The sequence below is a fragment of the Streptomyces sp. NBC_01351 genome (assembly GCF_036237315.1).
Taxonomy (GTDB): Bacteria; Actinomycetota; Actinomycetes; order Streptomycetales; family Streptomycetaceae; genus Streptomyces.
Map to the genome: position 1 here is coordinate 7,684,948 of NZ_CP108356.1, position 13,909 is coordinate 7,698,856.

At 72.1% G+C, this 13,909-nt stretch carries 14 protein-coding genes; 10 read left to right on the forward strand and 4 right to left on the reverse strand.

Going from position 1 to position 13,909, the window contains the following annotated elements:
• The first annotated feature begins 72 nt into the window (after window positions 1-72).
• The 6 genes from OG625_RS35410 to OG625_RS35435 all read left to right on the forward strand — a co-directional run bounded on the left by OG625_RS35410 (window position 73) and on the right by OG625_RS35435 (window position 7,250).
• Window positions 73-1,755 (forward strand): amidohydrolase, encoded by a 1,683-nt coding sequence (locus tag OG625_RS35410; RefSeq protein WP_329389171.1) that lies wholly within the window; start codon window positions 73-75, stop codon window positions 1,753-1,755.
• A gap of 102 nt (window positions 1,756-1,857) precedes the next feature.
• Window positions 1,858-3,522, forward strand: coding sequence for an ABC transporter substrate-binding protein (locus tag OG625_RS35415; protein ID WP_329389173.1), 1,665 nt, complete (start codon window positions 1,858-1,860; stop codon window positions 3,520-3,522).
• On the forward strand, window positions 3,519-4,502 hold the full coding sequence (locus OG625_RS35420; RefSeq protein ID WP_329389175.1) for an ABC transporter permease: 984 nt from the start codon (window positions 3,519-3,521) through the stop codon (window positions 4,500-4,502). The genes OG625_RS35415 and OG625_RS35420 overlap by 4 nt, the downstream gene beginning before the upstream one ends.
• Window positions 4,499-5,404: an ABC transporter permease gene (locus tag OG625_RS35425; protein ID WP_329389178.1), complete on the forward strand. Its 906-nt coding sequence runs from the start codon at window positions 4,499-4,501 to the stop codon at window positions 5,402-5,404. Before OG625_RS35420 ends, OG625_RS35425 begins: the two co-directional genes overlap by 4 nt.
• Complete coding sequence (locus OG625_RS35430) at window positions 5,404-6,378, forward strand: ABC transporter ATP-binding protein (RefSeq protein ID WP_329389180.1); 975 nt, start codon at window positions 5,404-5,406, stop codon at window positions 6,376-6,378. Before OG625_RS35425 ends, OG625_RS35430 begins: the two co-directional genes overlap by 1 nt.
• Window positions 6,375-7,250: an ABC transporter ATP-binding protein gene (locus OG625_RS35435; protein WP_329389182.1), complete on the forward strand. Its 876-nt coding sequence runs from the start codon at window positions 6,375-6,377 to the stop codon at window positions 7,248-7,250. The genes OG625_RS35430 and OG625_RS35435 overlap by 4 nt, the downstream gene beginning before the upstream one ends.
• Before the next feature lie 31 nt (window positions 7,251-7,281).
• Here the strand turns inward: OG625_RS35435 and OG625_RS35440 are convergent, their stop codons facing one another.
• Entirely contained in the window at window positions 7,282-7,941 is a 660-nt protein-coding gene (locus OG625_RS35440; protein WP_329389184.1) for a GOLPH3/VPS74 family protein, read from the reverse strand.
• A 185-nt stretch (window positions 7,942-8,126) separates the two neighbouring features.
• Between OG625_RS35440 and OG625_RS35445 the strand changes: the two genes are divergently transcribed.
• The gene (locus tag OG625_RS35445) at window positions 8,127-9,059 is read left to right on the forward strand and encodes a GNAT family N-acetyltransferase (RefSeq protein WP_329389186.1); all 933 of its coding nucleotides are present in this window, start codon (window positions 8,127-8,129) and stop codon (window positions 9,057-9,059) included.
• 76 nt (window positions 9,060-9,135) lie between these two features.
• Here OG625_RS35445 and OG625_RS35450 read toward each other — a convergent pair whose 3' ends face one another.
• Window positions 9,136-9,855 (reverse strand): DUF4232 domain-containing protein, encoded by a 720-nt coding sequence (locus tag OG625_RS35450; protein ID WP_329389188.1) that lies wholly within the window; start codon window positions 9,853-9,855, stop codon window positions 9,136-9,138.
• A gap of 137 nt (window positions 9,856-9,992) precedes the next feature.
• Complete coding sequence (locus OG625_RS35455) at window positions 9,993-10,418, reverse strand: nuclear transport factor 2 family protein (RefSeq protein ID WP_329389191.1); 426 nt, start codon at window positions 10,416-10,418, stop codon at window positions 9,993-9,995.
• Window positions 10,419-10,504: 86 nt separating this feature from the next.
• Here OG625_RS35455 and OG625_RS35460 point away from each other — a divergent pair, with 86 nt between their 5' ends.
• From OG625_RS35460 to OG625_RS35470, 3 genes are all read left to right on the forward strand, one after another.
• The gene (locus tag OG625_RS35460; protein WP_329389193.1) at window positions 10,505-11,074 is read left to right on the forward strand and encodes a PadR family transcriptional regulator; all 570 of its coding nucleotides are present in this window, start codon (window positions 10,505-10,507) and stop codon (window positions 11,072-11,074) included.
• Window positions 11,061-11,864: an SGNH/GDSL hydrolase family protein gene (locus OG625_RS35465; protein ID WP_329389195.1), complete on the forward strand. Its 804-nt coding sequence runs from the start codon at window positions 11,061-11,063 to the stop codon at window positions 11,862-11,864. Before OG625_RS35460 ends, OG625_RS35465 begins: the two co-directional genes overlap by 14 nt.
• 146 nt (window positions 11,865-12,010) lie before the next feature.
• A complete protein-coding gene (locus OG625_RS35470) occupies window positions 12,011-12,586 on the forward strand; it encodes a hypothetical protein (protein WP_329389197.1) in 576 nt (191 codons plus the stop codon).
• 12 nt (window positions 12,587-12,598) lie between these two features.
• On the opposite strand, the gene OG625_RS35475 is transcribed toward OG625_RS35470, so the two are convergent.
• Window positions 12,599-13,867, reverse strand: a complete 1,269-nt coding sequence (locus OG625_RS35475; protein ID WP_329389199.1) for a hypothetical protein — start codon at window positions 13,865-13,867, stop codon at window positions 12,599-12,601.
• Window positions 13,868-13,909 lie beyond the last annotated feature (42 nt).

A 13,909-nucleotide genomic window follows, 5' to 3' on the forward strand; every position in this document is an offset into this window, starting at 1 on the left:
TGCGCTCCCGTTCACTCCTCCTCAACGAACAAGCCGTGCGGGTTTCGCCCCGCCGAGCGTGAGGATGCGTCGATGGGCAAGACCAGGCAGCATGCCGACACCGTCTTCGTAGGGGGGAAGGTCTTCACCGGGACCTCACCCACCCCGATCGACGCCGCCGTGGCGGTCGGGGGCGGCCGGATCCTCGCCGTCGCGGACGAGGCGGCCGTACGCGCCCTCGCCGACGCCGACACCGAGGTGGTCGACCTCGCCGGAGGGCTCCTCGTCCCCGGTTTCCAGGACGCCCACGTCCACCCCGCAGTGGCCGGCGTCCAGATGCTCAGCTGCGACCTGAGCGAGGAACGCACCATCGACGGTTACCTGGCGGTGGTCGCCGCCTTCGCCGAGGAGCACCCCGAAGCGCCCTGGATCCGCGGCGGCGGCTGGTCGATGGACGTCTTCCCCGGCGGCACCCCGACGCGGGCCATGCTCGACGCCGTCATCCCCGACCGGCCCGTCCTGCTCGGCAACCGCGACGGCCACGGAGCCTGGGTCAACACCCGGGCGCTCGAGGTCGCCGGCGTCGACCGCACCACCCCCGACCCGGCCGACGGCCGGATCGAGCGCGAGCCCGACGGAAGCCCGGCCGGCACCCTCCAGGAGGGCGCCGTGGAGCTCGTCGCCCGCCACGTGCCCATCGCGACCCCGGACGAGGCCCACGCCGGCCTGCTCGCCGCGCAGGAGCACCTGTTCTCGCTGGGCGTGACCAGCTGGCAGGACGCCATGATCGGCGCCTTCCCCGGCAACCCCGACAACTTCGGCGTCTACCTGCGCGCCGCCCGCGAGGGCTCCCTGCGCGCCCGCGTCGTCGGCGCCCTGTGGTGGGACCGCGAACGCGGCCTGGAGCAGATATCCGACCTGGAGGAGCGCCGCCGCACCGGACAGGTCGGCCGCTTCCACGCCACCAGCGTGAAGATGATGCAGGACGGCATCGCCGAGAACTTCACCGCCGGCATGCTGGAGCCCTACCTCGACGGCTGCGGCTGCCCCACCGGCAACTCCGGGCTCAGCTTCATCGACCCCGACGTGCTCACCGAGGCCGTGTCCCGGCTCGACCGCTCGGGCTTCCAGATCCACTTCCACGCGCTCGGGGACCGCGCCGTGCGGGAGGTGCTCGACGCACTGGCCGCGGCCCGCGAGGCCAACGGCGCCAACGACAACCGCCACCACCTCGCCCACCTCCAGGTCGTCCACCCCGACGACATCGGCCGCTTCGCGACCCTGGAGGCCGCCGCCAACATCCAGGCCCTGTGGGCCGCGCACGAACCGCAGATGGACGAGCTCACCATCCCCTTCCTCGGACCCGAACGGGCCGCGCTCCAGTACCCGTTCGGAGATCTCCAGCGCGCCGGGGCCCGGCTCGTCGCGGGCAGCGACTGGTCCGTGAGCAGCCCCAACCCGCTGTGGGGCATCCACGTGGCGGTCAACCGCTCCGTACCGGACGAGGCCCCCGACTCGCCCGAGGCCTTCGAGCCGGCGCCGCCGTTCTTCCCGGAACAGGCCCTGACCCTCTCCCAGGCCCTCACCGCCTACACCGCCGGCAGCGCCTGGGTGAACCACCTCGACCACGTCACCGGCACCGTCGAGGAGGGCAAGTACGCGGACCTCGTGGTCCTCGACCGGGATCCCTTCGAGCACCCCCCGACGCAGATCGCCGACACCCGCGTGCTGCGCACGTACATCGACGGCGAACTGGTCTTCGCCGCCACCGACTGAGCCTTCCCCAGCGCAGCAGTCACCGACAGGGCATCACCGGCCGGACCGCCCCGGCCGAGCGTCACCCACCCCACCGAGCTCATCCCTCAGGGAGTTCAGACGATGTCATCAGCCCGTACGAGAACCCCGCTCCACCGCAGCGCCCGCCACACCATCGCCGCCACCCTCGCGGCGGCCGCGGTGCTCGCCACCAGCGCGTGCAGCGGGACCGCCCAGCCCGAGAAGGACAAGGCGGTCGCCTACAAGATCACGGACCAGACGCCCGCCGCCACCGGGAACCTGGACTCCTTCACCTGGTCGACCTACGCGGAGCCGACCACCATCGACTACGCCTACGCGTTCGACTACCCGCCGAACCAGATCCTCGCCAACGTCTGCGAGAGCCTGCTGCGCTGGAACCCGGACCTGACGACCTCGCCGAACCTCGCGACCTCGTACACCAACCCCACGCCCACCACCTGGGTCTACCAGATCCGCCCCGGCGTCCGCTTCCACGACGGTACGAAGCTCACCGCCGACGACGTCGTCGCCTCCCTGCGCCGCAACATCGACCCGGAGACCGCCAGCGTCTGGGCGTACCCCTTCCGCAACGTCAAGTCCGTGGACAAGACGGGGGCGATGGAGGTCACCGTCACCCTCACGCAGCCCGACTCCACCTTCAACAAGTACCTCGCCGCCAGCCCCGGCACCGTCGAGTCCGCCGCCACCCTCGCCAAGTCCGGCAAGGACTACGGCAATCCGCAGACCGGCGTGAACTGCACCGGCCCGTTCGCCTTCGACTCCTGGTCCTCCGGCCAGTCCCTCACGCTCAAGCGGTTCGACGACTACTGGAACCCCACGCTCAAGGCCAAGTCCGACAAGGTCAAGTTCGTCTTCCTCGGCGACGCCACGACCCGCGTCAACGCCTTCCAGAGCGGCGAGGTCGACGGCGGCTGGATGGTCCCGCCGAACGCGTACGCGCAACTGGGCTCCACCCAGGCCGGGACGCTCTACTTCGGCCGCAACACCTCCGTCGCCGACGAGGTCGTCAGCAACCTCAAGGGCCCCCTCGGCGACCCCCGGGTGCGCCAGGCCCTGCTGATGGCCACCGACCGCAAGGGCATCGTCAAGGCCGGCGCCGGCGGGGTCGGCGAGGTCGCCGACTCGCTCGTCACCGACAACCTCTGGGCCGACGCCCCCGACGAGACCCGCGACAAGATCCTGGCGGACCTGCCGAAGTACCCGTACGACCCGGCGAAGGCCAAGGCGCTCGCCGCCGAGGCGGGAGTGAACGGCCAGAAGGTCGTGATCGCGACGAGCCCGCTCGACTCGCAGACCACCATCATCACCCAGGCCGTCGCTCAGGCCGCCACGGCCATCGGCCTCAAGCCCGAGATCAACTCCATGTCGGCGGAGAAGTACACGACCCTCTTCACCGACCCGGCCGCGCGCGAGGGCATCGACCTCTTCCTCACCTTCTGGTACACGTCCATCACCGACCCGCTGGACATGTACGGCTCCCTCCAGACCGGCGCGTACAGCAACTACGGCGGCTGGTCCAACCCCGCCTTCGACGCGGCCGTCGACGAGGCCATCGCGACCTACGAGCCGGGCCTGCACGCGGAAGCCAACGCAAAGGCCCAGAAGATCGCCCTGCAGGAGCTGCCCTGGCTGCCCCTGTACACCCAGCCCGTCAGCGTCTTCCTCGGCAAGCGGATCACCGGCGTCCAGCCCTCCATCGCCTACCTCTACTACCCGTGGGCGGCCGAGATCGGAGCCAGGGGATGACGGCCGTGACGGCGACCGCCGTCGCGGCCCGGGCCACACGGGTGCTGCGCCGCCTGGCCGGCATGGCGGCGACCCTGCTCGTCACCTCCTTCCTCGTCTTCTCCTCCCTGTTCCTGGCGCCCGGCGACCCGGCGAGCTTCCTCACCAAGGGGCGCAGCCCCAGCCCCGAGCAGCTCGCCGAGATCCGCCGCCAGTACGGCTTCGACGAACCCTTCCTCGTCCGCTACTGGAACTGGCTCGAAGGCGTGCTGCACGGCGACTTCGGCCGCTCCTACCTCTTCCACCAGGACGTCAGCGCGATCATCTGGTCGCGGCTGCCCTCCTCCCTGCTGCTGATCGGCACGGCCGCGCTGATGATCGCGGTGTTCGGCATCGGCTCCGGGATCCTCGGCGCGCTGCGCCGCGGATCGCGCACCGACCGCTCGCTGATGCTCATGGTGACGGTGGGCGCAGCGGCGCCCGCCTTCGTCGCGGCCCTGCTGCTCAGGTCGGTCCTGGGCGTACGGCTGGGCTGGTTCCCGACGATCGGCAACGGCACCGGCGTCCTGGACCGGCTGCACCACGTGATCCTCCCGGCCGCCGCCCTGTCCGTGACCTTCACGGCCCTCGTGACCCGGGTGACCCGCTCGGCCATGCTCGACGAACTGCGCCGCGAACACGTGGAGGTCGCACTGAGCCGGGGAACACCACGGCGGACCGTCATCCGGCGCCACGTACTGCGCAACGCGCTCGGACCGATCGTGACGGTCTCCGCCCTCCTGGTCTCGGGCATGCTCGTCAGCACCGCGATCGTGGAGACCGCCTTCGGAATGTCCGGAGTGGGCTCCCTGCTCGTACAGTCCGTGGACCAGCTGGACTTCCAGGTGGTCCAGGCGATCGTGCTGCTGGTGGTGGCCGCGTTCGTGGTCGTCAACGCCCTCGTGGACCTCGTCCACCCGCTGATCGATCCGCGCATGGCGGCGGCGGGGAGCGCCCGATGAGCACCCTGCACGCAGCGGGCAGCAAGACCCGCGCCCCGCGCGCCCCGCGCCCGCCCCACACCCGGCCCGCCCGGTTCGCCCGGCTCCGCCGCCTCGGCGGCGGCCCGCTCCAGCGGATCTGCCTGGTGCTGCTCGTCCTGTTCGTCCTGGTCGCGGTGTTCGCCCCCTGGATCGCCCCGCAGGATCCGACCTTCGGTCAGCTCGGCGACACCCTGCTGGGGCCCAGCGCCCAGCACTGGCTGGGCACCGACCAGGGCGGCCACGACACCCTCTCGGCGCTCATCGTCGGCACCCGCACCAGCCTCGCCGGCCCGCTCGCCGTCGTCCTGTTCTCCACCGTCCTCGGCATCGCCGTCGGCCTGTTCGCCGCCTGGCGCGGCGGCTGGATCGACACCGCCGTCGGCCGGGTCCTGGACGTGGTGTTCGCCTTCCCCGCGCTGCTGCTCGCGATCCTCGCGGTGGCCCTGTTCGGCAAGGGGATGACGGCGCCCGTGATCGCCATGGCGATCGCCTACATGCCGTACACCGCACGCCTCGTCCGCGGACTCGCCGTACAGGAGAAGTCCCGCCCCTACATCGCCGCCTACCGGGTACAGGGCCACTCCGGCCTGTACGTCACCGTCCGCAGACTGCTGCCCAACATCGCCCCGACCCTGCTCGCCCAGTCGACGGTGAACTTCGGCTACGCACTGCTCGACCTCGCCGCGCTCTCCTTCCTCGGGCTCGGCGTACAGCCCCCCACCCCCGACTGGGGCGCCATGATCAACCAAGGGCAGGCGGCCGTCCTGCAGGGGCAGCCGCTGTCCGCGATCGCGCCGGCCGTGGCGGTCGTCCTGGTCGTCGTCGCCTTCAACGTCGTCGGGGAAGACCTCGGCGACCGGCTCGCGGGGAGGGATTCCTGATGACACTGCTCGCCTACGACGACCTGCGCGTCACCCTCCCGTCCATGGCCCGCCCGCTCCTCGACGGCGTGAGCCTCGGCGTCGCCGCCGGGGAGGTCGTCGCCCTCGTCGGCGAATCCGGCTCCGGGAAGTCCGTCACCGCCCGCGCCGCCCTCGGCCTGTTCCCGCAGGGCGCCGAGATCGGCGGCCGGGTCCGGGTCGACGGCACCGACCTGGTCGGCGCCGACGCCGCGAGCCTGCGCGACGTACGCGCCAACAAGGCCGCGATGATCTACCAGGATCCGCGCGCCGCCATCAACCCGGTGCGCAAGGTGGGGGACTTCCTCACCGAGCCGCTGCGCCTCGTCCACGGCTGGACCAAGGCACGCGCCGGGAAACGGGCCGCCGAACTGCTCGACGCGGTCGGCCTCCCGGACCCGGTACGGCACCTCGGGCAGTACCCGCACGAGCTGTCCGGCGGCATGCTCCAACGCGTCGTGATCGCCGCGGCCCTCACCGCCGAGCCGAAACTGCTGCTCTGCGACGAGCCGACCACCGCGCTCGACGTCAGCACCCAGGCCGAGATCCTGGCCGTCCTGGGACGACTCCAACGGGAACGCGGCCTCGGGCTCCTCCTCATCACCCACGACATCGAGCTGGCGGCCTCCGTCAGCGACCGGATCTACGTGATGTACGCGGGCCGGATCGTGGAGACCGCCCCCGTGGCGGAACTCTTCGCCGCCCCCCGGCACCCCTACACCGCGGGCCTGCTCGGCTCCTCCCCGCCGCTCGCCGGACCCCTCGCCCGCCTCAACCCCATCCCCGGCGCTCCGATGGGACTGCTGGAGACCGCACCCGGCTGCGCCTTCGCACCCCGCTGCCGCTTCGCCGAACCCGGCCGCTGCGACCAGAGTCCGCCGGACCTGGAACGGCACGGTCGGACCGAGGTCGCCTGCCACCGCGCCGCCGAACTCATCCGCAAGGAGGACAGTTGACCAGCAAGCCGAGCACCGCCCCCAGTGGAGCGGCCGCGGAACTTCTCAAGGTGACCGGCCTGCGCAAGACCTACCGCACGGGCGGCACCGAGGTCGTCGCCGTCGACGACCTGTCCTTCTCCCTACGGGCGGGCGGGGCGCTCGGCATCGTGGGGGAGTCCGGTTCCGGGAAGACCACCACGGCCCGGATGCTGATCGGTCTGGAACGCCCCGACGCGGGCGAGATCCTCGTCCAGGGCACACCGTTGGCGGCCTCCGTACGGGGGAGGCCGGCTCGGCTGGCGAGGGCCAAGGCCGTTCAGATCGTGTTCCAGGACCCCTATCTCTCCCTGGACGCCAGGATGAGCATCGGCGCCACGATCGACGGGGTCCTGCGGCTGCACGGCACGACCGACCGCGCGGCCCGCGCCGCGCGGGTCCGGGAGCTGCTCGCCCAGGTGGGACTCGGCGACCGCGAGGCGGCCGCACTGCCCCGCCGCCTGTCGGGCGGCCAGCGCCAACGAGCGGCGATAGCCCGGGCGCTGGCGGTCCAGCCGGCCGTCCTGGTGCTCGACGAGGCGGTGTCCGCGCTGGACGTCTCCGTCCAGGCGCAGGTGCTCAACCTGCTCTCGGACATCCGCCGCGACACGGGCATCGGCCTGGTCTTCGTCAGCCACGACCTGGCCGTCGTGCGCTACGTGTGCGACGAGGCGCTCGTCATGTACCGGGGCCGCACGATGGAACACCGCCCGGTCTCCGAGCTCCTCACCGACCCCCACCACCCCTACACGCGGCTGCTGCTGGCCTCCGTACCCCGACCGGGCTGGGACCCCGACTCGATCAGCCGCCGACGCCGCGAACTGGACCCCCTCAGCGGCACACCGGCGGCCTGACGGCCCGGCCGGGCCCCCGAGCGGGCCCGGCCTAACTGGCGCCGGCGAGGGTGATCACGGTGACCGCCGCCATCGCCGCCTGCATGTCGCGGATGGCGGCGCGGACGCTCTCGCCCGCCCATTGGCCGGCGGCGACCTCCGCCATCCGCGCCGTGACCTGCTTGCGGTCGCCGTCGGGGAAGGCGAGACGGTGCAGCTTGGCGGAATGGATCAGCGCGACGAGACCGGCCGTCCGCGCGTCCGGCTCGGCGCCGTCCATGACGACGGACCGCAGCCGCTCGCGGAGTTCACGCTCGACGGCACCGTCGGCCTCGGGATAGCGGCGCACCGGGAACACGCCGAGCGCCTTGTGCTTCTCCTCCACGACCACGCCCCGCGCGCACAGGCTCTGGAGCGTCGCCGCGACGGCCTTGGACTGATCGCGCGTCAGCCACTCGGTCACCCTGCGCTTGGCGCGGCCCCGCATCCAGGACTCGATCAGCGCCGTCCGGCCGTCGAGGAGCTCGTCCCCGGTCGGAGTCGTGTCCGTCAGCGCGAGGAACTTGCCCGTGACCGAAACCCGTCCGGCCAGGACCAGTTCGAGCAGGATCCCGCCCGCCACGGCCCAGGCTGCCGCCTGTCGCTGCTTGGCCGAACCGGACTCGTCGTCCAGGGACAACAGCATGATCTCTTCGGCCAGATTGACTGCCACGGCCGCTACCCCCGTAGGTCGAGTGATCGTCTTCTCAGTGGATGAGACGCCGGCCTCCTCCGAGAGGTTCCCTCGCGCCCGCGATTTCCGGGTCGCCCCTGCCCACCCGAAATCGCTGGCCCGGTGCCGTGCCGGGAGATAGGTTCGGTGCGATCTCGACCATCCCCGCTCGACGAAGGCTGCCTGTGACCTTGATCCGTTCCGCCCGCCCCCACGAACTCCCCGCGCTGCTCACGTATCCGGACGACGCCGAGCGCAACGCCGCGACCCGCGCCTACCTCGACGGGCTGCTGGAGTCGAAGTGCACCCGGCCCGACTGGTGTCTGGTCGCCGAGGACGGCCGGGGGGAGCCGGTGGGCAGCGTCGTGCTGTGGACCCTGCCGGGACAGGACGTTCCCTACGCCTTCGTCCTGTTCGAGGCCCCGGCCGGGGACGCACAGGTGGGGGCCGAGCTGCTCGACGCGGCGGCCCGAAAGGCCCGCGAGCTCGGCGCGGAGGAGCTGGAGCACGTCGTCGACTCGCCCGCGCAGGCGCCGCAGTTCCAGCGGGACCCGGAGCGCCGGGGCGAGTTGCTGCGGGGCGCCGGATTCCGGGTGGTCCGCGACGGGCGCAGGTTCGGCCTGCTCGTTCCCGACGAGCTGCCGGCCGACGACCACCGGCTGACCTTCCGCTCCCTCGCCGACCTCGGCCCCGGACCGTTCGTGGACCTCCTGGAGGAGCTGCTCGTCGACACCTCGGACGCCCGGCTGGCCGACGACGTCCGGACCCACGGGGCGCGCGGCGCGGCCGAGCGGCTCTTCGAGGAGACGGCGGAGCTGGCGCACGAGCCGGGATGGTGGGAGATCGGCTACGACGAGGACGGGACCCCCGCGGTGATCAGCCTGCCGGCGCGGAACCCGAGCGTGCACGTGATCGGCTTCGTCGGCGTCGCGCCCGCCCACCGGGGCAAGGGCTACGCCGCCTCCGCGGTGGTCCGCGGTACGCGGATCCTGGCGGCGAACGGCGCCACCGAGATCCGCGGGGACTGCGACGCGGCCAACAAGGCCATGGCGAAGGCGTTCACGAGGGCCGGCTACCGGAACTTCGCCGACAGACTGGAGTTCAGCCGCACCCTGTGACCGGACGGGGCCCGTGCGGGACACGGCACCCGCGTACACGGGACCCGCGCGGGACCGGGACCCGCGCGGGAGCGGCCTAGCTGTTGCCCGACCGGAACAGGTAGTCCTCGACCGCGCGGAGATCGGTGTTCCAGTAGGTGACCCGCGGGGTGGGTCCGACCGTGAGGGACCCGACCTCGGGGGACAGCCCGATGTCGAGCGACGCCACGTCCCTGTTGCTGTTGAAGGCGCGGTCCTGGTAGCCGAGGGCGAACGACGTGACGGTCCGCGTCTGCTGGCCGGCCCGGAAGACGAACACGCCCGCGTAGGCCTTCTCCTTCGGCCCGATCGTGGCGATGGCCTTCGGCTTGGACTCCATCGGAGCGACCGGATCCCTGGTGTCGGTGCCGAAGCGGACGTACGGGTAGTGGTAGAGGGTGCAGGGCTTGTCGGTGAAGTTGGTGGCCGTGATCAGGAGGTGCTGTCCCGAGTCCTGCCGCCATCCCGACGTGGTGATCGAGAGGTCGTTGTCGTTGCAGGCCGCGATGTCGGTCTTGTCGCCACCGCCGGGGGAGGCCGAACCGCCACCCGGGCTCCGCGAGGGGCTGGTGGTGCCCCCGCCGCCGGGCTGGGTGGGGCCGGCCGGGCTCGGGGTGCCGGAGGGGGTGGGTGCGGCGCTCGCGCCCGGGGCGCCGGAGGCGGTGGGCTTCTTGCCGTCGTCGCCGCCCCCGGACTGGCAGGCCGTGGACGAGAGGATCGCGGCGGTGGCCGCGACCCCGAGGGCATAGGTTTTCCAGTTCTCGCGGGCAGTGCGCATGGTGGCCCCCGTGTGCCTTCGAATGGTGCGAACCGAGTGGTCGACGCTTCGGTTCTGCCCCTGCGCGATCGCCGACACCCGTCACCTGCGGGACCGTTACGGACTGAGCACGTGACGGTCATCGTTCCGTCCCACGATCACGTGGGATCGGGGACGAGCCCGTCGGCGATCAGGCCGGCCAGCACGGCCTCGCCCAGGACGTGCACCGCGGACTGGGGGCGCACCATCACCGTGAACTCCTTGACGCGGCCCTCCTCGTCGAACTGCAGCAAGTCGATCCCGTGCACCTGCTTGCCGCGCACGGTGGCGCGGAAGGGCAGGATCACCGAGGGGGCCTCGGCCCCGTCCCCGCTGGTCTCCGCCGATCCCTCGAAGTGGCCCACGTACCGGATGTCCTCGAAGGTGCGCAGCAGTACCCCGAAGAGGCCCAGGACCAGGGGCTTGCCCTCGAAGGGCTTGAACTTCACCGGGCTGTACATCCGGATGTCGTCGGTGAACAGCTCGTCCAGCACGCTCAGATCGCGCTTCTCCACGGCGGTGCGGAAACGTTCGGCGCTTTCCATGACCCCTCCTGATACTCAAGAATGTGAGTACTCAATTTCTTGAGTAGGATGCCGTGTGGGACGAGCGAAGGGAAGGGGGCTGCTTCGTGGCCTTGAAACATGCCGTGCTGGCGGCGCTGCTGGGCGGCGAGTACAGCGGCTATCAGCTGGCGAAGGGGTTCGACATCGGCGTGGCCAATTTCTGGCACGCCCTGCCCCAGCAGCTCTACACAGAGCTGGCCAAACTGGAGAAGGACGGCCTCGTGGCCGGCCGCGAGGTGGTCCAGGAGAGCCGGCCCAACAAGCGCGTGTTCCGCGTCACCGACGCCGGCCTCGCCGAACTGGAGGCCTTCGCGGCGGCGGTCTGCAAGCCCTCCGTCATCCGTGACAACCTCCTCGTGAAGGTGCAGGCCGCCGACGGCATCGACACCGCGCCCGTCATCGAACAGCTCGAAGAGCGCGCGGCGGCGGCCGAGGCCAAGATCGAGCTCCTCGACGCGTTCCTGCGCCAGATGCGCGGCGAGGCGGACGAGGAGGAGTTCCTGCTCCGCGGCCGGGGAGTGGGCGGATACCTCACCGCCCTGCGCGGGCGGGCCTTCGAACAGGGACACCGGGACTGGTGCCTGCGCGCCGCCGCCGTACTCAAGGAAAGGCGCAAGGCCCGTGCCGAACGGTGATCACCCCTACCTGCGTTACGTCGCCCTCGGCGACAGTCAGACCGAAGGCCTCGGCGACGGGGACGACACCCTCGGCCACCGGGGTTTCGCCGACCGGCTCGCCGAGCACCTCGCGGCCACCCAACCGCGGCTCCAGTACGCCAACCTGGCCGTACGAGGACGCGTCGCCGCCCAGGTCCACGCCGAACAGCTGGCACCGGCGCTGGCCATGCGCCCCGACCTGGCCAGCGTGGTCTCCGGGGTCAACGACCTGCTCCGGCCCTCGTTCGACGCCGTGGCGACGGTCGGACACATGGAGGAGATGTTCGCCGCCCTCACGGCCGCCGGTGCCCGGGTGGTGACGGCGACCTTCCCCGACATAGGGAAGATCGCCCCGCTCGCCCGGCCGCTTCGCCCCCGCGTGTTCGACCTCAACGACCGCATCCGTGACGCGGCTGCCCGGCACGGGGTCCTCGTCGCCGAGACCGGCCGCGAGGCCGTCGGCACCGACCCGCGGCTGTGGGCGGTGGACCGGCTCCACGCGAGCTCGCTCGGCCACGAACGGATCGCCGCCGCCCTCGCCCACGCGCTGCTGCTGCCCGGCAGCGACGACAGCTGGACCCGCCCCCTGCCGCCCCTCCCGCCCGCCACCGGGATGCGCACGGCGGTGGCCGAAGCGCGCTGGCTGGTCGGCTTCCTCGGCCCCTGGCTCGGCCGTCGCCTGCGCGGCCGCTCCTCCGGCGACGGGCGTACGGCCAAACGCCCTCGGCTCCTGCCGCTGGACGCCTGCGAGGTGGGCGGTACGGCGTAGCGCGCGGTGCGCCGTGCTGCGGAGGGCGGCGTCCATCGCGTGATGTCACCCGGAATCAATATGGGGGACATCTGGTGTCAACCTCGGCCGCGCGCCCGCTTCTGCTCCACGATCGGCGGACGCAACCCCGGCCAAGGGAGGACCCCATGACCATGCCCTTCGCGTCCGACGCCCGATACCGGACGCCGTACGAGGCGGAGCTCCACGCGCTGCTCGCGGAAAGGTTCTTGCTCGACGGTTCGCAGACCGTATTGGGTCTGGGTCTGGGCCCGGAACCGGCTCCGGGTGAGGGCTCCGCCGGCACGGGCCCCCGGCCCGGCGCGCCCGCCCTGTCCCTGGCCGCGCTCGTGGACCACGTCTACGTGGTCCACCCGGATCCGGCCGTGCTCGCCGAGGGGAGCCGGCTCGCCGAGGAGCGCGGCCGCTCCAACGTCTCCTGGCTGGAGGGCGACACCTCGGCCGTCACCCGCCTCTGTCTTCCGCGCATCGACCTGTGCGTCATCGGCGGGGTCCATCCGCAGATGGACCTCGAACGGCTGGCGGCCGACCTCGACACCCTGCTCGCTCCCCGGGGCGCCATCGTCCTGATGGCTTCCCCGGACGAGCTCGAAGAGCCGGCGGACCGGCTCGCGAAGTCCGTGTTCTCCCGGGCGGAGATCATCACCCGGGAGCAGCGGCCCGTCGCCTTCGCGGCCATCATCGCGACCAGGCCCGGGCGCTGACGGCACGTCGGCTCAGTCGCCTCCGCCGCCGCCCCCGCAACCGCTGGAACAACTGCTGCCACAACTACTGGCCGAGCCGCAGCCGCTCCCGCCCCCGCTGCCCGAATCGGAGCTCCTCGCGGCCCGCTCCTCCCGGCGGCGAGCCTCCCGTGCCCGTTCTTCGACCCGGTACGAGGTCTTGCGCGCCCGCCACGATCCCGGCCGGTCGCGGCGCTCCGGAACCAGCTGGACCGCCATGACGTCGGCGTCGATCGTGGCGGCGGTGATCGCCGCGTACTCCAGGACGATCTCGGCGCCCTCGGCCGGCAGGCCGTACAGCAGCGCCTCGAAGGGCTCGGCCTGCGGGTCGACGTCGTGGTGCCTGGCGCGCAGCCGGTCCTCGCGGCCGCCGACGAGGGTCCTGGTCCGTTCCTCGGTGTTCCCCCTCCGGTCACGGAAGGCGATCAGCGCAGGCGCGTCAGTGGTGCGGGCGTCCGGGTACAGCCACATGCGGCCCGAGTAGCGGGCGCGGACGCCCACGCGCAGCACGGGCTGCGGCCGGTTGCGCAGCCGCCAGGCGGCCAGCCGGGCGGTGATGCCCCGGCCGAGCAGGGGGGTGCCGGGGATGAGTAGCAGCAGGGCGAGGACCTGCTGGGCGACGGCGTCGTACGGGGCTTCGTCGTGCTCGGCGCCGAAATCCTGGACAAGGCCCCAGACGAGCAGCGCGACGGCGGCCGCGCACAGTCCGCTGCCGATGAGCATCAGCCGCAGGCCGCGCCGGCGGTGGGCCCTGGGAAGCTTGAAGGGGAGCGGCGCGCGGGTCTCTCCGGCGGCGGCGAGGGCGAGTTCGCGCTGCCGGGCGCGGGAGGCCAGGCGCCACAGGGCTCCGGTGAAGGCGTACGCACAGCCGCCGAGGACCAGGCACGCGCCGACCAGGCCCGCGGTGTCACCGGTTTCGGTAGCCGTGTGCAGGGAGATGCCGGAGGTCACCGCGAGCACCGACGCCGACACCATGGCCGCCGCCGGAAGGAAGCGGAACCACAAGGGGAAGCAGAGGAGCAGGACCACGAACCAGTAGCCGGCCCAATCGGTGCCGACCCGGCCGACCTCCTCCGGCTCGTTCCAGCCGATCAGGATCGACCCGGCGAGAACGATCGGGGCGAGGACCCAACCGCCGACCGCGGGCGAGAAGAGGCCGGGCGTCCGCGCCGCCCACCACTGCCAGGCGTCGTCGACGGCCCAGTCCCCGACGCCCTCTTCGGGTATCGCGGCCGGGGGCAGGAACTTGACGTTGTCTCTCACGACGCCAGTATGCGGAGCCGTCCACGCAGGCCAGAAGGCGTG

Coding starts and splice junctions, on each gene's coding strand:
- OG625_RS35410 (WP_329389171.1), top strand. CDS start 73: ATGGGCAAGACCAGGCAGCATGCCGACACCGTCTTCGTAGGGGGGAAG.
- OG625_RS35415 (WP_329389173.1), top strand. CDS start 1,858: ATGTCATCAGCCCGTACGAGAACCCCGCTCCACCGCAGCGCCCGCCAC.
- OG625_RS35420 (WP_329389175.1), top strand. CDS start 3,519: ATGACGGCCGTGACGGCGACCGCCGTCGCGGCCCGGGCCACACGGGTG.
- OG625_RS35425 (WP_329389178.1), top strand. CDS start 4,499: ATGAGCACCCTGCACGCAGCGGGCAGCAAGACCCGCGCCCCGCGCGCC.
- OG625_RS35430 (WP_329389180.1), top strand. CDS start 5,404: ATGACACTGCTCGCCTACGACGACCTGCGCGTCACCCTCCCGTCCATG.
- OG625_RS35450 (WP_329389188.1), bottom strand. CDS start 9,855: ATGCGCACTGCCCGCGAGAACTGGAAAACCTATGCCCTCGGGGTCGCG.
- OG625_RS35455 (WP_329389191.1), bottom strand. CDS start 10,418: ATGGAAAGCGCCGAACGTTTCCGCACCGCCGTGGAGAAGCGCGATCTG.
- OG625_RS35470 (WP_329389197.1), top strand. CDS start 12,011: ATGACCATGCCCTTCGCGTCCGACGCCCGATACCGGACGCCGTACGAG.